At 63.2% G+C, this 18,393-nt stretch carries 13 protein-coding genes; 8 read left to right on the top strand and 5 right to left on the bottom strand.

What is annotated here, in order from left to right; translation table 11 throughout:
• Positions 1 to 63: 63 nt before the first annotated feature.
• Positions 64 to 831 (bottom strand): FadR/GntR family transcriptional regulator, encoded by a 768-nt coding sequence (locus tag ACVJ5M_RS08290; RefSeq protein ID WP_283017990.1) that lies wholly within the window; start codon positions 829 to 831, stop codon positions 64 to 66.
• 165 nt (positions 832 to 996) lie between these two features.
• Between ACVJ5M_RS08290 and ACVJ5M_RS08285 the strand changes: the two genes are divergently transcribed.
• Positions 997 to 2,202: an ABC transporter substrate-binding protein gene (locus ACVJ5M_RS08285; RefSeq protein ID WP_085403529.1), complete on the top strand. Its 1,206-nt coding sequence runs from the start codon at positions 997 to 999 to the stop codon at positions 2,200 to 2,202.
• Positions 2,203 to 2,244: 42 nt separating this feature from the next.
• On the opposite strand, the gene ACVJ5M_RS08280 is transcribed toward ACVJ5M_RS08285, so the two are convergent.
• Positions 2,245 to 3,189, bottom strand: a complete 945-nt coding sequence (locus tag ACVJ5M_RS08280; RefSeq protein WP_063980908.1) for a helix-turn-helix domain-containing protein — start codon at positions 3,187 to 3,189, stop codon at positions 2,245 to 2,247.
• A 261-nt stretch (positions 3,190 to 3,450) separates the two neighbouring features.
• Here ACVJ5M_RS08280 and ACVJ5M_RS08275 point away from each other — a divergent pair, with 261 nt between their 5' ends.
• From ACVJ5M_RS08275 to ACVJ5M_RS08250, 6 genes are all read left to right on the top strand, one after another.
• Entirely contained in the window at positions 3,451 to 5,352 is a 1,902-nt protein-coding gene (locus ACVJ5M_RS08275) for an AMP-binding protein (RefSeq protein WP_063986072.1), read from the top strand.
• A gap of 40 nt (positions 5,353 to 5,392) precedes the next feature.
• Entirely contained in the window at positions 5,393 to 6,364 is a 972-nt protein-coding gene (locus tag ACVJ5M_RS08270) for an ABC transporter permease (RefSeq protein WP_014498319.1), read from the top strand.
• A gap of 41 nt (positions 6,365 to 6,405) precedes the next feature.
• Positions 6,406 to 7,422 carry a sugar ABC transporter substrate-binding protein gene (locus ACVJ5M_RS08265; RefSeq protein ID WP_063980907.1) on the top strand — a complete coding sequence of 339 codons (1,017 nt, stop codon included), beginning with the start codon at positions 6,406 to 6,408 and terminating at the stop codon, positions 7,420 to 7,422.
• A gap of 77 nt (positions 7,423 to 7,499) precedes the next feature.
• Positions 7,500 to 9,623, top strand: a complete 2,124-nt coding sequence (locus ACVJ5M_RS08260; RefSeq protein WP_063980906.1) for an ABC transporter permease subunit — start codon at positions 7,500 to 7,502, stop codon at positions 9,621 to 9,623.
• A complete protein-coding gene (locus tag ACVJ5M_RS08255; protein ID WP_063986071.1) occupies positions 9,620 to 10,717 on the top strand; it encodes a hypothetical protein in 1,098 nt (365 codons plus the stop codon). The genes ACVJ5M_RS08260 and ACVJ5M_RS08255 overlap by 4 nt, the downstream gene beginning before the upstream one ends.
• Positions 10,714 to 12,210 carry a sugar ABC transporter ATP-binding protein gene (locus ACVJ5M_RS08250; protein ID WP_283017989.1) on the top strand — a complete coding sequence of 499 codons (1,497 nt, stop codon included), beginning with the start codon at positions 10,714 to 10,716 and terminating at the stop codon, positions 12,208 to 12,210. Before ACVJ5M_RS08255 ends, ACVJ5M_RS08250 begins: the two co-directional genes overlap by 4 nt.
• 10 nt (positions 12,211 to 12,220) lie before the next feature.
• Here ACVJ5M_RS08250 and ACVJ5M_RS08245 read toward each other — a convergent pair whose 3' ends face one another.
• The 3 genes from ACVJ5M_RS08245 to ACVJ5M_RS08235 form a co-directional block, all read right to left on the bottom strand.
• Positions 12,221 to 12,709, bottom strand: coding sequence for a DUF2059 domain-containing protein (locus ACVJ5M_RS08245; protein WP_283017988.1), 489 nt, complete (start codon positions 12,707 to 12,709; stop codon positions 12,221 to 12,223).
• 41 nt (positions 12,710 to 12,750) lie between these two features.
• Positions 12,751 to 13,971: an OpgC domain-containing protein gene (locus tag ACVJ5M_RS08240; RefSeq protein ID WP_063980903.1), complete on the bottom strand. Its 1,221-nt coding sequence runs from the start codon at positions 13,969 to 13,971 to the stop codon at positions 12,751 to 12,753.
• Positions 13,972 to 14,318: 347 nt separating this feature from the next.
• Positions 14,319 to 17,375, bottom strand: a complete 3,057-nt coding sequence (locus ACVJ5M_RS08235; protein WP_283017987.1) for an ATP-binding protein — start codon at positions 17,373 to 17,375, stop codon at positions 14,319 to 14,321.
• 283 nt (positions 17,376 to 17,658) lie between these two features.
• Here ACVJ5M_RS08235 and ACVJ5M_RS08230 point away from each other — a divergent pair, with 283 nt between their 5' ends.
• Positions 17,659 to 18,153: a hypothetical protein gene (locus tag ACVJ5M_RS08230; protein ID WP_028148879.1), complete on the top strand. Its 495-nt coding sequence runs from the start codon at positions 17,659 to 17,661 to the stop codon at positions 18,151 to 18,153.
• Positions 18,154 to 18,393 lie beyond the last annotated feature (240 nt).

Below are 18,393 nucleotides of genomic sequence, written 5' to 3'. Positions count from 1 at the left end.
CCTCCGTGTAACGTCTTTGTTTGTTGGATTTCTTGGCTGAAATCTTGCGTCTTCATCAGGCGCCTATCTGCGCCGGGCCGCCTGGGCGTGCTCCATGTACATGTGCTCGACCGACCGATCGAGCGAGGCGATTTTCTCGAAACCGCGCCGCCAGTCCTGCAAGTGCCGGCGCGTCCAGAGCACGCCCGCCTCGCGGTCGCGGCGGCGGATTGCGTCGATCAGATGGCGATGCGCGGCGACGAGGCGTGGGCCGCCTTCGGCAACGCCGGTCACGATCATCTCTGTGGTCGGATAGAACAGCTGCGCCGCCGGCTCGCGTGCGAGCTGGAGCACGCGGTTCTGCGAGGCCTTGGCGACCAGCACGTGGAATTCGGCATCGCATTCGGCAAGCGTGGCGGGATCGCCGACCACGGCCTCGCTGCGCACGAGATTGCCGGTGAGCTCGGCGAGGTTCTCTTCGGTCGCGCGCTCCACCGCGCCTTCGATGCTCGCCACCTCCAGCGTCATCGAGGCCTCGTAGAGCTCGCGGAACGTGACCTCGTGCAGCACCAGTGCGCGGCTGAGGCGGCTTGCGAGCTTGGTGTAGCGCGGCAGGCAGGCGTGCAGACGGCGCGAGGAATCGCGGCTGATCAAGCCGCCCTCCTCAAGCACGCGGATGCCTTCGCGAATGGTCGAGCGGTTGACACCGAACTGGCGCACCAGATCATGCTCGGTGCCGATGGGATCGCCGGGCTTGATGCGCCCATTGACGATCTCGCGCTCGATGGCGTCGGCGACTTTCTGATAGGCCGGCGCGACATCGATCGGACGGAAGAGCGGCGAAATCGGCACGGTAACCCCCAATGGCGTTTGTCCGACAAACTATAGGATCGCCCCGAAGACGCGTCAAACTGCGTCATTCATGCCGCAGATGCAGCAAATTGACTCCTTGGGAACCTCGCTCTAACTTTGTCGGACAAAGGGACAGAATAGTCCCGTACAAGAGGAAACGTATCCATGAGACCTATCGCAGCACTCGTGTCTGCGGCCGGCTTGCTGTCGGCTGCCCTGATCGTCCCCGCCTCCGCCCAGCAGACCCCGCTCAAGATCGGCGTGCTCTCCGACTTCTCCTCGGTCTATTCCGACATCGGCGGCCAGGGGAATGTCGAAGCCACCAAGATGGCGATCGAGGATTTTGGCGGCCAGATGTTCGGCAAGCCGATCGAGATGGTCGCAGCCGACGTGCTCAACAAGCCCGACGTCGCCTCCACCATCGCGCGAAAGTGGTGGGAGACCGAGGGCGTCGACATGATCATCGACCTGCCCACTTCCGCCACCGCGCTCGCGGTGATGGAGCTGTCGAAGCAGTACGAGAAGGTGATGATCGTGACCGATGCGGCAAGCTCCGACATCACCGGCAAATCCTGCTCGCCCTACACCGCGCACTGGACCTATGACACCTATTCCAACGCCCACACCGTCGGCAGCGCCATCGTCAAGAACGGCGGCGACAGCTGGTTCTTCCTCACCGCGGACTACGTGTTCGGTCATTCGATCGAGCGCGACACCGGCGATGTGGTGAAGGCAGCCGGCGGCAAGGTGCTCGGCAGCGTCAAGCATCCGCTCAACACGGCCGATTTCTCGTCCTTCCTGCTTCAGGCCCAGGCCTCCAAGGCCAAGATCATCGGGCTCGCCAACGGCGGCGGCGACACCATCAACGCGATCAAGCAGGCCGGCGAGTTCGGCATCGTCGCCGGCGGCCAGAACCTGGCTGCGATCGTGATGTTCATCTCCGACGTGCACAGCCTGGGGCTCAAGCTCGCGCAGGGCCTGATCATCACCGAGGCCTATTACTGGGACCTCAATGACAAGACCCGCGCTTTCGGCAAGCGTTTCCAGGAGCGCATCAAGCGCATGCCGACGATGAACCAGGCCGCGACCTACAGCGCCACGCTGCACTACCTCAAGGCCGTGCAGGCCGCCGGCACCAAGGACACCAAGACCGTGATGGCCAAGATGCGCGAGCTGCCGGTGAAGGATGCCTTCACCGACAACGGCATCCTGCGCGAGGACGGCCGCATGGTGCACAGCATGTTCCTGTTCCAGGTGAAGAAGCCCGAGGAATCCAAGGGCCCGTGGGACTATTACAAGCTGCTCGCCGAAGTGCCGGCCGACCAGGCGTTCCGGCCGCTGAAGGACGGCGGCTGCCCGCTGGTGAAGTAACGCTGACGACCGACCTGCATCGCCTCGCGCGGTGCAGGTCCTCTAGCGGCGCCGCAAATCCGATGGGCTGTGGCCGAACTTCCTGCGGAACGCCGTGCTGAAATAGGACGAGCTGCTGAAGCCCAGCTGATAGGCAACTTCGGTAATCGACAGCGACCGCAGTTCCGGCCGCGTCAGCACGTCGTAGCAGCGCTGCAGCCGGCGATCCAAAATCCATTCGGACACCGAGACATCGGTCAGCCGAAAGAGATAATGCAGATGCCTGAGCGAGACGCCATTGCTCTTCGCAATCTTCTCCAGCGACAGATCCGCATCAGTGAGGTGCGCCTCGATCCAGGCCTTGACCGAGCGCAGGCGGGCCTGCGCAGCGCTCGCATCCTCGGAGAATTCGTCGCGCTCGCCCATGTCGAGCGCGAGCGCCAGCACGTCCATCAGCTCACCGCCCAGTCGCGTTCTCGCGGTCTCGTCCAGCGGCGCGCCTTCCGCGGCGAGCGTCGCACAGAACTCGGCGGCAATCCGGCCAAGGCCGCGGCTCGTGGCCATCGTAGTGACGACCGGCAGCCGCCCCTCGCTGAAGCGCGCCGAGAATTCCGCGCGCGGAATCTCGAGATAGAGCGATCGCACCTTGCCGACGCATTCGAGATCATAGGCTTCGGAGGCCGAGAAGATCGCGCTCACGCCGGGATTCGACAGCAGGGTCTGGCCGGCCTGGAGCACGTTGACCCGGCCCTGCTGGACGAATTCGACATAGTAGCAATCCTTGTCGAGCTTCGCGATATGCCGCTCGCGGCGCGAGATGCGCTGCTCCGACAGCAGGACGTCGGTCATCGTCACCGCGCCGAACCGTGCCTCGCGGATGAAGCCGTGATAGTCGGACCGCTCCTCGGCATTCACGTCGACATGGACGTAGACGTCGCAGATCGCGCCTTGCCACGCGGCGTAGCGTTTGGACGGCTCCAGATCGTCTGTCGAAAACACCAGGTTCATCGTCCGCCCATCCGTTGCGCCGCCATGATGAACGTCGTTTGTGCATCGCACAAGCTGGCCACGCATCGAGATTCTAGAGGGCCGCCGCCTACACGCAAGACCGTTTGCGCGGAGAAGCAAAAGCTTTGCGCTCCGGAGCAAGCCGCGCTCCGGCATGTGGCCTATGAAGAACAAAAAGCAGTCCACAAAATAGGCGGGAAACGTTCGCTTGCGTCAGGTCCAGTCAACTGCTGCACAGCTTGCCGTGCCGCCCGAATGGCGATGCCCGTGAGCAGCGCCTTGTCATCGCAAGTCACAACCCGGTTCACGCAGCCGGTCAAAACCATCGCCGATATCGAGGCGTTGGAGCAGCGGCCTTACGATTCGCTCATCCCTGCCCGCAATCTGCTCGATCTCTTCGAAGCCACGGCGCACCTGCATCCCGATCGGCCTGCACTGACGGTGCTGACCAAAGGCTCGCGCGAGCCGGGCGACGCGACGCTGACGCACCGGCAATTGCTTGCGGAGATCATCCGCGCGGCCAATCTGTTCCGGTCGCACGGGATCGGCGAGAGTGGCGGGACCGCCGCGTTCCTCTGTCCGATCCTGCCGCCACTGTTTCCCGCATTGCTCGGCGCCCAGGTCGCGGGCGTCGCCAGCTCGATCAACTATCTCCTGAACGAAGACGCAATCGCCGACCTGCTCGAGGCGCAGAACGCGACTGTGCTGGTGATCCCGGCCGAAGCGGCCGATCGCGCGATCTGGGCCAAGGCGGCCAACGTCGCGAAACGCGTCCCGTCGCTGAAGACCATTTTTGTGATGGGCGCGAACGGTCCGCTGCCTGGAGGATCTCTAAACTTCAATGAGACGGCCGCGAGCGCGCTCGGCACACTGGACTTCGCACCTTCGACCGATCGCAATGCGATCTGCGCCCTCTTCCACACCGGCGGGACCACCGGACGACCTAAGCTGGTTCGGCTGACACATGGCAACCAGATCCATGCGGCCTGGAGCTTTGCGCAGGTCCACGGACTGGATGAGCTGGACGCCGCCGTGAACGGTTTTCCGCTGTTTCACGTCGGCGGCACCATGACGCTCGGCCTGTCGATTCTCGCTGCCGGCGGTCATGTGATCATTCCCTCGCCGTACAGCCTCAGAAGTCCCGATGCGATTCGCGACTACTGGCACACGGTGGAGCGGTTTCGCGCGACCATCGTGAGCGGAGTGCCGACTTCGATTGCCGCTCTTGCCGAGGTGCCGATCGGGTCCTCCGATGTCAGCACCGTTCGCATGGCGCTCACCGGCGGGGCCGTGGCTCCCAAGGCTGTCAGCGACAGGTTTCAGGCGCGGACCGGGATTACCTTGTTCGAGACCTACGGGATGACAGAAACCGCGGCAGCGATCGCATTCAATCCCGGCCGTGGCACTCCTGTGCAAGGCAGCGTCGGCTTCAGGGCGCCGTTCGCAAAGACCAAAATCGTCGCTCTGGCCGATGCCGAACTGAAGACAGAGTGTCCGCCTCTCACCAGCGGTCTTGTCCTCGTGAGGGGACCGCAGGTGTTTCCCGGATACGTCGATCCCCAGCACGACAAGGGCGTTCTCACCGACGACCACTGGATCGTCACCGGCGACGTCGGCTATCTCACCCCGGATCAACGCCTCGTGCTGACGGGGCGCGAGAAGGACCTCATCGTACGAAGCGGTCACAACATCGACCCTGCCGCAATCGAGGACGTCGCGAACGCCTTCCCCGGTGTCCAGATGAGCTCGGCCGTCGGCATGCCCGACGCCTACGCGGGAGAGGTTCCAGTTCTCTTCGCGGTGCCCTCCCCCGGACAGACAATCGATCTGGCGCAATTGCGCGAGCATCTCGAACACAACGTCAATGAGCCTCCTGCGAGGCCGAAGCGCGTCGTCCTGCTTGAAGCTCTTCCGGTTACCGCCGTCGGGAAGATCTTCAAGCCCACGCTTCGCGATCTCGCCGTCCGGGAAAAGGTCAGGACCGAGATCGATCGCATCTTCGGCCCCGACACCGCGGCGGATATCGTCGTCGGGAAAGACGAGAAGCTCAACACAGTCGTCAGCATCTCGGTCCATTCCGGTGATCTGGATCGAACAAAGATGCTCGTCGAAAGCCTTGCAACGCTTCCACAAACCTATCGCATCGAGAACCGATCGTCCTGACGGTCGCGCAACAGCCGGGTCGAAGAAAGGCAAGACGGGGATGAAGCGCTTTCGTTTCAATCAGCAAGAGATCGTCTTCGCAGTCTTCGCGCTGCTGTTCCTTGTGTTTTCGATCTTCCTGCGCGGCTTTCTGACGCCGGACAACATGCTGACGCTGCTCCAGAACGTGGCAGTGCTCGGCATCCTCGGCCTTGCCATGGCAATCGTCGTGATCGGACGCGGCATCGACATCTCGCTGATCGCGGCCCTTGCGGTGCCGCCGGGACTGGTGCTCCAGATGGTGCAGAACGGTCATTCGCTACCGGCCTCGCTGCTGACCGCCGTCCTGCTCACGATTGCCTTTGGCCTCGTCAACGGCTGGCTGATCGCCTATGCCGAAGTCCCTTCGCTGTTTGCGACGCTGGCAACGGGCCTGTTGCTGGCCGGGCTCGGGCAGACCGCGCTGTTCCAGCTCGACGTCGTGCAATGGAGCCCGGGCATGGACGGCTTCGAGCGGCTCGGACAAGGCACCATTCTCGGCATTCCGACGTCGATCTGGATGTTCGCAATTGCCTGCATCGTGGTCGCGTTCCTGCTGCGCCAGACGCGCTGGGGCGCCTATATCTATGCGATCGGTGACAACCCCTATGCCGCGCGTGTCACCGGCATTCCCTCTCGCCCGATCATCGTCCTGCAATATGTGATCACCGCCCTGATCGGCTGCTTTGCCGGCCTCGTGATGGCGGCATCCGTCAACTCGATGCCGACCCGCATCTTCAACTCGACGCTCATCTATGACGTCATCCTGGTCGTCGTGCTTGGCGGCATCGGGCTATCAGGCGGCCGTGGCGGCGTGCTCAACGTCGTCATCGGCACGCTCGTTATCGGAACGATGCTCAACGGTATGACCATCATGGACATCTCCTACGCCGGGCAGAATCTCATCAAGGGCGTGGTGCTGCTGCTCGCCGTCATCACGGATTCCTTCCTGAATCCGCGCAACGAGGAAACGGCACAACAGGGCGACATCTGAGCGATCCAACAATAACGACAACCACAACCAAGGAGGAAGCAATGAAGCATTTCGGCAACCCGACAAAGGCAATTGTTGCCGCACTGGGTCTTGCGGCAATGACCGCGCCGGCCCTCGCCCAGCAGGGTCTGGATGAGCCGTTCCAGAAGCCGTTCAAGGAGGCGCTGGCCGGCAAGACCGTGGCCTATGTGCCGGTCGCCATGAACTTCGACCTCACGGAGGGCTGGTATGCCGGACTGAAGAAGGAGCTCGAGCCGTTCGGCGTCAAGTTCGTGATCCGCGACGCCAACTGGAATACCAACGCCGGCGCCCAGGCGGTCACCTCGCTGATCTCGGAGAAGCCGGCGGTGATGGTGGTTCATAATCCGGACGTGCAGACCTACGCCAAGCTGCTGCAGCGCGCCGAGAACGAAGGCATCTACGTCATCCAGATCAACATGGGCTCTGCCTATCGCAGCTCGGCCTTCGTCGGCGCCAATTGGGTCGAGATCGGCGAACGCCAAACCGAAGGCGTGGTCAAGGCCTGCGAGGGCAAGTCCAACAAGATCGCGATCATCCAGGGTGCGCTGTCGGCCGCCGCGAGCGCCTATACGCTGAAGGGCGTCGAGAACGTGCTCGCCAAGCATCCTGAAATCAAGGTGGTGTCGAGCCAGGCCGCCGATTGGGACGCCGCCAAGGCCAAGGCGATCACCCAAACGGTGCTGAAGCAGAATCCCGATCTCTGCGGCATCGTCGGCTTCTGGGATGGCATGGACATCGGCACGGCAGCGGCCGTCAAGGAGGCCGGCCTCACCGGCAAGGTGTTCGTGGCAACTTCGGGCGGCGGCGAGCGCAAGGGCGCGTGCGAACTGGTGAAGTCGGGCGCGTTCGATCTCAACATGAGCTACGACGTGCCGACCCAGGCCGCGCAGATGGCCGGCACCATCAAGTGGCTGCTGTCGTCGGGCGTCAAGCCCGGCTCCGTCAAGGGCTCGGAATACACGACGCTGATTCCGATCACCAAGGAGAACGCCGATAGCCAGATGGCCTGCTGGAATCTCAGCGACCTCAAGAAATAATTGTCGCGACGCAAGACCCTGGCGTCCCGGACGATCTCACGTCCGGGACGTAGTCTCGAAACTTGCAAGGTCCCGGAATGCCGATGCGCGACACTCTGACAAGCCTGCGTTACCGCTACTGGCCCGATCATCTCCTCGGTGAAATCCTGTCCAAGCGATGGACCGAGACAGCTATCCCGGTCATCCTCCTCCTGATCGTCGGCCTCGCGCTCAGCCGGTCCATCGACAATTTCCTGTCGCCGGCGAGCCTTGCCGACACCGCGCGCCAGGCTGGAGAGATCGGCTTCATTGCGCTCGGGCTGGCGCTGGTGGTCATCGTCGGCGGCATCGACCTCTCCGTCGGTTCGATCTTCGCGCTGACCGATTTCTGTGCCCTCTATCTTCTCGACGTCCTGGGCTGGCCGGTCCCGGCGGTGGTGGCGGCCACCCTGCTTTCCGGTGCGCTGCTCGGCGCCGTCAACGGCATCCTGATCGGATATTTGCGACTGCGGGCCTTCATCACCACGCTGATCACCCTGATCATCTACCGCTCGGCCTACGATCTCCTGATCCAGCGTTACTCCAACGCGATCGCGTCGGCCTTCCCCGACATTCCGTCCTGGGATTTCATCGGCAGCGGCAGCATCTTCGGCATTCCGACCGTGGCGCTCGTCTATATCGTCATCGCCATCTTCGGCCATATCTTCATGACCCGGCTGCGCCCGGGCTGGCACATCACCGCGATCGGCGGCTCGCGTCGTTCAGCTTACAATTCCGGCATTCCCGTCCGCCGCACCATCGCGCTTTGCTACGTCGCAAGCGGCGTGCTGACCAGCATTGGCGCGCTGTTCTTCGCGTCCCGGCTTGGCACCGTCGGCGGCGACATCGGCGTTGGCCTGGAGGTGATCGTGCTGACCGCGACAGTGCTCGGCGGCATCACGCTCGGCGGCGGCAAGGGCTCGGTCGCCAAATCGGCGGTCGGGGTGCTGATCGTGCTCCTGATCACCAATGGTCTGACCACCATGAACGCGCGCGGTGGCGTCAACCGGATGGCGCTTGCCGGCATCCTGCTCGTTGCTGCCATGGTCGACATCCGCTGGCAGAAGAACCGAACCCGCATCATCAGCAAGGTCTACGTGGCCCCCACCTATCACGCGCTGCCGCCACCGCCGCCGACCGAGATCGGGCAAGGCGGCCCGTTCGAGCAGAACGACAAGCTGCGCAATGTCGAGTCGATCGGCCTCGGCCGCATCGAGGCGCCGGAGGACGTCATCCTCGACCGCCACGACAATCTCTATGCGGGTTCGCGCCACGGCGACATCATGCGCTTCCTCGCGCCCGACTATCAGAAGATGGAGGTGTTCGCCCATATCGGCGGCCAACCACTCGGCATGGCCTTCGACCGCGAGGACAATCTCTACGTCTGCATCGGCGGCATGGGGCTCTATCGCATCAAGCCTGACGGCACGGTGGAAAAGGCGACCGACGAGACCAATCGCAGCATGCGTTCGGTCAATGACGACAGCCGCCTGCGGCTCGCCGACGATCTCGACATCACCGACGACGGCCTGATCTTCTTCTCGGAAGCCACCGTGCGCTACGAGATGGACGAATGGCCGATCGACGGTCTCGAAGCGCGCGGCAACGGCCGCATCATCTCTTATGACACCAAGACCGGCGTGACGCGCACGGAGCTGCGCGGCCTCAAATTCCCCAACGGCATCTGCGTCGCCAGCGACGGCCAGTCGATCCTGTTCGCCGAAACCTTCGGCTGCTCGATCAAGCGCTATTGGTTCGCAGGGTCAAAGAAGGGCAAGGTCGAGGTCGTCATGGACAATCTGCCGGGCTACCCCGATAACATCAACCTCGCCTCCGACGGCAATTACTGGCTGGCGCTGGTCGGCATGCGCAGCCCCTCGCTCGACCTCGCCTGGAAGATGCCCGGCTTCCGCCGCCGCATGGGCAAGCGCGTGCCGGTGGACGAATGGCTGTTCCCCAACATCAACACCGGCTGCGTGGTCAAGTTCAACGAGCAGGGCAAGATCGTCGAATCGTTCTGGGACCTGCGCGGCGAAAACCATCCGATGATCACCTCGATGCGCGAGCATCGCGGCTATCTCTATCTCGGCGGCATCCTCAACAACCGGATCGGCCGCTACAAGCTCGACAATGCCGATCCGAACTTCGTCCAGTACGACAAGCGATGGGGGAAGCAATCGTGATCGCGGCCGTCAGGGAGTTCGCCAACCGCTTTCTCGGGCGCGGCGACGCCACCATCACCGTACCGTCCTTCGACGGCGCATTGAAGCCCAACCAGAAGCTGGAATCCGCCGAAACCTTGCTGACATGCGAGGCGCCGGAGGATCTCGCCACCGACGGAAGCAACCTCTTCATCGCGGCGGGCCAGCGGCTGATGTCTCTGAATGACGGCACGGCATCGGAGGTCCGCAACTTCGAGCGGCCGATCTCGGCATTGTGTGCCCTCCCCGGCGGCGGCCTTGCGGTTGCGCTCGGGGGACGCGAGGTGCGGCTCTACGCAAGCCCCTCGGCCGAGCAGCCAAGCGTGACGTTTGCAGATAGCGCGTTCAATGCCGTCAACGCACTGACGCTCGCGAGCGACAACACGCTGATCGCGACGGACGGCTCGGCGACATGCGGCGTCGATGACTGGGCACGCGATTTGATGGAGCTCAATCGGAGCGGCCGGGTGTTCAGGCTCGATCCCGGCAGCAGGAGCGTGACGCCCCTCGCGCAAGGGCTGGGCCACGCCTTCGGCGCCTGCGCGTATGGCAATGGCGTGCTGGTCAGCGAGAGTTGGCGCCACCGCCTCGTCCTTGTGGCACCGGGCACATCGCCGCGAACCGTCCTTGCTCACTTGCCCGTCTATCCGTCGCGGCTGTCGAAGGCGGCGGGCGGCGGCTACTGGCTCACCGCCTTCACCGCGCGCACCCAGCTGATCGAGTTCGTGCTGCGCGAACCAGCCTACCGTAAGCGAATGATGGCCGAGATCGATCCGGCGTATTGGGTTGCGCCGCGCCTGCGCTCGGGCTTCTCGTTCAAGGAGCCGATGCAGGGTGCACACATCAAGACCATGGGCGTGATCAAGCCGTGGGCGCCGCCGCGCTCCTATGGCCTCGTCATCCGACTCGATGCAGATGGCCAGCCGCTCTATTCGCTGCACAGCCGGGTCGACGGCGCCAATCACGGTATCGTTGCGGCGATCGAGATGGGCGGCGATCTCGTCCTGATCGCCAAGGGACCGGGCCGCGTGCTGCGACTGCCGCTGTCCGGTCTTGCCGAGGAGTTCCGCTCATGAGCGACATCGCACTCTCGCTGCGCAAGGCCACAAAACTTTACGCCGGCGTGCCCGCCATCGACGGGGTCGACTTCGACCTCCGCCGCGGCGAGATCCACGCGCTGGTCGGCGAGAACGGCGCCGGCAAATCGACACTGACCAAGGTGATGGCCGGCGTGGTGACGCTGACGTCAGGGACCATGACGGTCGACGGCGCCGACGTCGCACCACGGACACCGCTGGAGGCGCGCAATCTCGGCATCGCCATGGTGTTCCAGGAAAACAGCCTGGTACCGACCATGACGGTCGCGCAGAATCTGTTTCTCGGGCAGGAGAAATTCTATAACCGCCTGCGCGGCATCTACATCGCTGCGCAGCAGTTCCTGCAATCGCTCAATTTCGACGTCACGCCGACCGCCACCGTCGGCGGCCTCGGCGCCGCCAAGAAGCAGATGGTGGAGATCGCGCGCGCGGTTTTGCACCGCGCCAAAGTCATCATCTTCGACGAGCCGACGGCGTCGCTGACGCCGGAAGAGAAGAAATACTTCTTTGACCTCGTCCGCGATCTCAAGAAGCGCGGGGTCTCGATCGTCTTCATCTCGCACGCCCTGGAAGAAGCCTTGTTGCTCGCCGACCGCATCACGGTTCTGCGCGACGGCAAGCACGTCGTCACCGACGATGCCACCAACTTCGACCGCGCGGCGATCGTGCAGGCCATGGTCGGGCGCGACCTCTCCAACACGCTCTACGGTGCGCGAAAGAGCAGCGTGCGGCCGCCCGGCGCGCGCGTGCTCACCGTGCAGAACCTGAAGATGGCACCGATGGTGAAGAACAATTCGCTGTCGGTGTTCGCGGGACAGATCACCGGCGTGTTCGGCCTCGTCGGGGCCGGCCGCACCGAAACGTTCAAGATCGTCTCCGGCGTGCTGAAGCGCGACTTCTTCCATGGCGGCGAGATCCTGCTGCACGACAAGCCGGTGCGCTACCGGGTGCCGGCGCCGGCGGTGCAGGCCGGCATCGCCTATGTGACTGAAGACCGCAAGGTCGAAGGCTTCTTCGAGACGTCCTCGATCGCACGCAACATCTATCTCGGCCTTCTGTCGAAATTTCCCAAGGGCCGCATGATGCTGTCGCGGCGAGAGAACGAGGCGATCGGCAGGACCTGGATCGAACGGCTCAAGGTTCGCGCGATCGGCAACGACGGCAAGGTGGTCGAGCTTTCCGGCGGCAATCAGCAGAAGGTCGTGATCGCCAAATCGCTGGTTCAGGAGCCCGATCTGATCATCTTCGACGAACCCACGCGCGGCGTCGACGTCGGCGCCATCGTCGAGATCCACGAGTTGATCAACCAGCTCGCCGACGAGGGCAAGGCGGTCGTGGTCATCTCATCCTACCTGCCCGAGATCATGGCGCTCTCCGACCGCATCCTGGTCTCGCGCCAGGGCAAGGTCGTGGAGGAATTCTCCGCATTGGAGGCGACGGAGGAGAGGATCATGTACGCCGCGATTCACTGAGCATGACGGTCTACGGCTTGTGCGCTTTCTGGCGCAGCGCCTCGATGAGGCGTAGCTTTAGTTCATCTGCGGCCTTCTGGTTGACGTCCTGGCCGATCTGCGCGCTCGCCTGCGCCAGCGCATCGGACTTTTCCATAAACTTCCGGCCAGCAGGCTGGGCATAGAACGCTTCGATCTGGCGCAGCTCGTCGACGGTGAAGTTTTGGGCATAGAGCGCGGCGATCTGGTCGATCATCGAGGCAAAGAACGGCGCGTAGATGTCGGAGCCCGGCGCCGTCATTGCGTCATAATCGCGCTCGATCTCAGGCCGGTCCTGTGCGACCACGGGTCTCAGCTTGAGCAGGAGCTGCGGGAGCGCCGCGCGATACTGATCTGCGATCTTCAGCGTGGCGACGAGTTTTCGTGCAGCATCCATCGCCTCGGGCGACGGCCCTTGCGCCGACGCGTTGCAGACGAGGAGCAGGAGGGCGCCGGCAATCGTCAACAAAAATCTCGACATGCATCTCTCCCGAAAAATCGTCCCGGCGACGCGATGTGCTCTCAGCGGCGAGCCGGAGCCGCGCCGATGATCGTTACCGGCGCGCCTTCGGCGGCGGCCTCCCGCTCGTCGTCGACATCCGTCACCTTGACGAAGAGGCTCGGCACCCGCTCGGCGCGGTCGAGCAGCCACGCCGCCCCGAACATGATGACGAAGCCGGCGAACGAGACGGCGAGTTGCTCCCAGACGCCCCTGGTGAATTGCATCAGGATCCAATGCGCCGAGAACGACAGGAACACGCTGAGGCAAAAGATCGGCAGCGAATGCTGGCCGCAGAGGATGACCGGGTGCACCCATTTCGAATGCAACGCCTTCCAGTGGCGCGGGATAAAATAGATCACCCAGACCGCCAGCGCCAGAAAGTGCGTGAAGCGCAGCATGTCGAGGTCGGTCTTGTCGATCGGGTAGATCGCCTTGATCATCCATTTCGGGATCAGCGCCTCGAGCGCAGGGATGTGCCAGGTCATCACGATCAGGAGCGCGAAGGCGAGCCAGGCCGCCGCCAGCGTCATCGCCGCCTTCGACCACACCCATGTTGCGATCTTGTCGATCTGGCCGACGCCACACCAGGCGGCGAACACGAACATCAGCTGCCAGCAGAACGGGTTGAAGTACCAGGTCGTGCCCGGCGGATAGGAGGCGATGTTCCAGTCGAACCGGCGCGCCAACACATACAACACCACGGAGGCAGCCAGCGTCAGGTTCGGCCGGCGCACCAGGCCCCACACGATGAAGGGCGCGGCGAGCACCAGCGTGATGTAGAGCGGCAGCACGTCGAGATTGACCGGCTTGTAGCGCAGCGAGAGCGCCTGACCTATCAGGATGTCCGGATGGTCGAGAAAATTGTGAACGTTGAACTCGTCTGCATACATCGGGTTGTCGAACCTCCTGACCGTGCGCGCGATCTGCGCCGTGAACAACAGGAACAGCATGATGTGGGCAACGTACATCTCGCCCGCGCGCCGCCACAGCCGCTTCAGCGCGGCGAGAAACCAGCCGCCGGCGACGATCGGCCCGTAGATCCAGCCGACCAGATAGCCGGAGATGAAGACGAAGAACTCGGCGGCGTCACTGAAGCCGTAGTTGCGCAAGGTCAGCCAGGCCACGACGTCGTGCGGGATGTGATCGAGGAAGATCATCCACAACCCGACGCCGCGGAAGAGATCGAGCCGCAAATCGCGCTCGACCGGCGCCAACAAAGCTGACTGGTCCCGTGTGCTCATGGCCCCGCCTCGTCCGGTGGGCGTCGCGCCGTCGCGGCGCCGAAAGATCGGATGCTAAAAAATGTAAATCAAAAGTCACCTGGCCCTGCGGCTAGTGCCGACGGTAGCCGACCTTGGCGTCCGTGCAAGGGGCTTCGTCATCGGGGCGCACAGACCGCGTCCGGCAAGTCATGAGACCTTGAACGGCGCCGGCTGGAGGTGGTGGTCCTCCCTGTAAAATGTCGAAAACAACCCCATGCACAGTAGAGACGGTCTCTTAAGTCCTTGCTTTGCCTGCGAAACTCAAACGGCCCGTCGGGCAAAAAATCAGCCCGGCGGTACGATCGCACGCCAGGGAGGGAGCAGGGTCAGGTCAGCTCGCCGCCCCGGGCAAGCATCTCGGTCAGCATCGCCTCGGCCTTGTGCTGGAGCGGCAGCGCGCCGCTCTCGGAGGCGATCGCGATGGCCGCGCGCAAGGCGACGATGATCGCGGCCTTGTTCGCCGCATCCGTCGGCGGCGTCACCACGGCCTCGCCGAGCAGGGCCTCGGCCTCGAGGCCGGAAAACCCCTGCTGGCGAGCGGTGTTGCGCGCCTCGCGCAGCATGTTCTGCGCGGCCTGGACGTCGCCGAGGCGGAAGGTTGCGAGCGCAAGATAGATCGAGCTGCGCAGCACCGCCGAGGTATAGCCGACCGCCTTCGCCTCCTCGCGCGCCTCGGCCAGCATGCCGCGCGCCCGGTCGAACAGCCCCTGCTCCAGATAGGCGATGCCGAGATGACAGGCGAGCACCGGCACGAACAGCCGGATGCCGTGCTTCTGCGCCAGCACGAACCCGTCTTCGAGAATGGCAGCGGCCGCGGCCGGCTCGTTGCGGCCGAGCATCAGCCAGCCGCCGCTATAGGCGGCGGCGACGCGGTCGTAGGGACGGCCCGTCTCCTCCGCGATCGCGGCGGCTTGTTGCTGGAGCTGGCCGGCGGTGTCGAGTTCGCCCATGACGGTGTGCGTGAAGCTCTTCATCATGCAGCAGAGGAGGAGCGTGTATTTTGGGGGAGTTCCGAAGGGCGCGCTTGCGTCCGGCCCCATGAGATTAGCGCGGCCTTGCGCCAACGTCTGCTCCGCTTCGCGATATCGACCGGCGAGAAAATAGGCCTGTCCCAGATTGTATTGTGCAAGGTTGCGCCAACCCGGGTTGCCTGACTTCTCGGCGAGGCCAACGACCTCCTGGCCGAGCGCAACCGCTTCAGTTGGCGTTCCGTAGAAATTCTGTCCACCCGCCATGACGGTCATGGCGGCGACCTTTCTTCCGATGTCGTCAATTCCACTAGCCCGGCGTTCGGCCTCCTTTCCGAGATCGATCCACTCGGCAACCTGACCGGACCAGATGAATGCCATTCGCGCCTCCATCCGGAGGTCAATTGCATCTGCCTCCCGCGAGAGAGTCATCGGCATCTTGTCGAGCGAACTCATCGCGATCCCGAAATAGTCGACCGCATCGGCATACGCCGAGCGCACAAGACATTTCTGCGCGGCACCTCTCCCGTACCCGAACGCTTTCAGCCAATCCTTCGCGCGCATTGCGTGGTAGCAAAGCGTGTCAGGACCGTCGCTCCATGTCTCGTCGCTTTCGAAGGCCGCAAGTATTCGCCCATGTATATTTTCGCGCACCTTTTCGACCATCGACTCGTAGGTCACTTGGCGGACCATCTCGTGCTGGAACTCGATCGAGTCCTCAAGTTCACTATCGATCCTGACGAGGATCTCGGCTCGGTCGAGCGCTCCGAGGCAATCCTGGAGAATGTCTTCGGGCAGCGCGGCGACGTTCCGCAGCATCATCACGCTTGAGCGCGGCCCCAGCGCCGCCGCTATTTGGAGAACCGAGCGCTCCTGCCTCGAGACACGATCGAGCCGCGCCGCAATCACCCCCTGAATGCTGGTAGGGATGCCGAGCTCGTCAATAGGTCGAACGAGCGCAAGGTCACCCCACTGACCGCGAAGCGTGCCACTATCTTTCAGTCCACGGCAGACTTCCTCGAGAAATAGAGGAACGTTGGCAGTATGAGAAATGATCCGGTTCTTCAAATCGGTGTTCATCGCCGACGGTCCGAGCATATCGGCCAACATGGCCAATCCCGAATCGTCATCCAGAGGGCGCATTGCAATCACTTCCGCATGGCAGCGTGCGATCCACTCGGGCATGCCGTTCGGCCTGCTCGTGAGAAAAACTATCAGGTTGGGACTCTGTAACGACGCAATTGCAGCAACAACCGCATCGCTGGCTCGGTCGATCCAGTGCAGGTCCTCGATGAGAAGAACCGTACGCTGTTGAAAGGCCAGGCTTTGCACGATGGCGCAACTTGCATCGGAAATGGCACGCGCGCGCGCGTAAGGCTCCAGCTCACTCCAGCGATGATCCGCGACCGGAATATCCAATATGGAATCGATCGCGAGCTGATGGATTGCCGGCAACTCCTTTCGGATGTCGACCAGACTATCCGAATCTCTGGCGGCAACTTCGATGATCGAAAGTATGGTGCGCTTGAGCGCGCTGAACGGCACGCCCTGAAGGTTCGGACTACACTCGGCGTCAATCAGCCGCCAGCCATCGGCCTTGAGCTCCTGGGCGAACTCATGCGCGAGCCGCGATTTTCCGATGCCTGCATCGCCGATCAGCAGGACCGTCTGCCGGCTTGCACTGGACCTCTCAGCGGCACGTCCCAACAGGGCCCGCTCAGTCGTGCGATCGACAAACCGCGAAACGCTCCGCGCTCGTCGCACCCGCCAGCTTGAAAGGTCGCTCGCTCCGACGACACGGTAGACCGGCAGCGGCTCGTTGAAACCGCGCAGCACCTTGCGGCCCAAGGCTTCGAATCGGACATGTCCATCCGCGAGTTTCTGGCAGGCTTCCGACACGTAGATCTGATTGGCTTCGGCCGCGGCCTCCAGCCTCGCGGCAAGATGCTGAGCGGCTCCTCCGATCTCGTAGACCTTGGAAAACTCGCTGGCGACCATATAGGCGACGACGTGCCCCGAATGGAGGCCGACCCGAACCTGAAGTCCGGGATCGCCAAGACTGCCGACCCGCCGGACAAGCTCGATGGCCGCATGGCAGGCCAGCGGAGCATGGTTGTCGTCGGCGATCGGGGCACCAAAGACAGCGGCCAAGCCGTCCCCCAACTCCTTGCTGACGATGCCGCCAAACTGGCGTACCGCGCCCCTCATGGCCGCCAGCGCTGGCTCCAGGCGTGAGACGGCCTCCTCCGGCTCCAATTCGGCAACAAGCCCCGTGGAGTCGATGACGTCGGCTCGGAGAATTGTCACAAACCGCCGCTCGCTGTCGGGATCAGCACGCCGACGTACCGCCGCCCCACACTTGGAGCACCAGCTATCGTCCGAATCAATCGCCGACTGGCACGCGAAGCAATGCATTCCTGCGCCTTCAAGGATCGCGGCGTCGCTGTCGTCCAGCGCCCGCGAGCAACTCGTGGTAAGAATACCTATCAAGAACCGCTTAGCAATCGGACTTGCCCATCGCCGTTAGCGGAGCACGGTGCGGTTGGCGATCTGGACGAAACACAGTCCTGAGTGGTAGCCTATGCAATCCCAGCAAAGATGGGGCATATATTCGGCGAAGCCGGGGTGGCAAAACTAACCGGCGTCGCGGAGCTGTATGTATTTTCACAAAGCCAAGGACATATTGAGGGAAAAGACGATGGGGTCGAGAACTTACACCGGGGCTTCATTCAAAGATTTGATGAACGACAATTATTTCCCTCTGGAAAACATGCAGAGGAGCGTGGACATCCTCAAGGCGTCGCCGGACATCCACGTGCCGACCCTGGAGTACGGCCAGTACCATCTGATCCTGACGCCGGCGGACAAATGGCCGGACGGGAGCGCGGCGTACTGGCACAAGGAGAAGGGACGAGCTCGCGTCGACCTCACCACGCAGTTGAATACGGTCCCGCTGTCCAAGGACGAGCCCGGCGTGATCCCGCTGACGCGATGCGCGCTGCTCGATGCCTGCGTGCGGAAGTGCTTCAATTCCGAGCCGCCGATCCCGATGAAGACCAATATCATCACTCACGCGGCGAGCGACGCCTATGCCGACCGGCACGAGATCCGGCTGGAGTGGGAGTACGACAACGGTGAGGACCAGGCGCCGACGCTGCTCCACCTGACGATGGTCTGTCCGTACCGCCCCTGATTCCGAGCGGGAGCAGCAGCGCGGAGGCTTCCGCACCAATCGAAGATGGTCCGTCGTCGCCACAGCATGCGTTGCACGACGGACCAATCATGCCCCGCCCTCTCCGCTCGAAGGCCGCGTTGCATTGTCTCGCGGCCGCGCCCTGTCATGGACCTGTCGCACGAAAATGATCCGCTTCCGCCGTGCGCGTGCGAGTCGCCTGCTTGAAGCAGTCGCCGCGTTCGTTTGACAGGAGCGCCC

Source organism: Bradyrhizobium sp. S3.7.6, from assembly GCF_054061875.1.
Note: the sequence above shows the minus strand (reverse complement) of the source record. Positions and strands in the feature narration are given on the sequence as shown.

Excerpts from the sequence above, each read along its gene's own strand:
- ACVJ5M_RS08285 (WP_085403529.1), top strand. The coding sequence starts at position 997 with ATGAGACCTATCGCAGCACTCGTGTCTGCGGCCGGCTTGCTGTCGGCT.
- ACVJ5M_RS08280 (WP_063980908.1), bottom strand. The coding sequence starts at position 3,189 with ATGAACCTGGTGTTTTCGACAGACGATCTGGAGCCGTCCAAACGCTAC.
- ACVJ5M_RS08275 (WP_063986072.1), top strand. The coding sequence starts at position 3,451 with ATGCCCGTGAGCAGCGCCTTGTCATCGCAAGTCACAACCCGGTTCACG.
- ACVJ5M_RS08270 (WP_014498319.1), top strand. The coding sequence starts at position 5,393 with ATGAAGCGCTTTCGTTTCAATCAGCAAGAGATCGTCTTCGCAGTCTTC.
- ACVJ5M_RS08265 (WP_063980907.1), top strand. The coding sequence starts at position 6,406 with ATGAAGCATTTCGGCAACCCGACAAAGGCAATTGTTGCCGCACTGGGT.
- ACVJ5M_RS08260 (WP_063980906.1), top strand. The coding sequence starts at position 7,500 with ATGCCGATGCGCGACACTCTGACAAGCCTGCGTTACCGCTACTGGCCC.
- ACVJ5M_RS08250 (WP_283017989.1), top strand. The coding sequence starts at position 10,714 with ATGAGCGACATCGCACTCTCGCTGCGCAAGGCCACAAAACTTTACGCC.
- ACVJ5M_RS08245 (WP_283017988.1), bottom strand. The coding sequence starts at position 12,709 with ATGTCGAGATTTTTGTTGACGATTGCCGGCGCCCTCCTGCTCCTCGTC.
- ACVJ5M_RS08240 (WP_063980903.1), bottom strand. The coding sequence starts at position 13,971 with ATGAGCACACGGGACCAGTCAGCTTTGTTGGCGCCGGTCGAGCGCGAT.
- ACVJ5M_RS08235 (WP_283017987.1), bottom strand. The coding sequence starts at position 17,375 with ATGCATTGCTTCGCGTGCCAGTCGGCGATTGATTCGGACGATAGCTGG.
- ACVJ5M_RS08230 (WP_028148879.1), top strand. The coding sequence starts at position 17,659 with ATGGGGTCGAGAACTTACACCGGGGCTTCATTCAAAGATTTGATGAAC.